The following is a 290-nucleotide window of genomic DNA, read 5'->3' as shown; positions in this document are numbered from 1 at the left end:
ATTACAATTAGAAAAAGCCATTCAACGACGTATTGCTGGTGAACCTGTCTACCGTATTATCGGAAAACGAGAGTTTTATGGTATATCCTTCGCACTCTCTCAAGAAACATTAGAACCACGCTCTGATACAGAAACGCTGGTGGATCTTGTTTTACCACCCCTCAAAAAATATGGTGAAAAATCAGAAAAAATAACACTGCTGGATATGGGAACAGGAAGCGGTGCTATTGCCATTGCGATTCTTAAACAAATTCCCCAATCCTATGCAGTAGCTGTCGATATTTCTGAAA

The 290-nt window shown here is 39.7% G+C and carries 1 pseudogene; it reads left to right on the top strand.

Going from position 1 to position 290, the window contains the following annotated elements:
• Positions 1-290: pseudogene (locus tag ACFINO_RS11465) on the top strand (peptide chain release factor N(5)-glutamine methyltransferase); the annotation flags it as partial.

The organism is Bartonella sp. AA83SXKL, from assembly GCF_042196965.1.
Classification (GTDB): Bacteria; Pseudomonadota; Alphaproteobacteria; order Rhizobiales; family Rhizobiaceae; genus Bartonella.
Note: the sequence above shows the minus strand (reverse complement) of the source record. Positions and strands in the feature narration are given on the sequence as shown.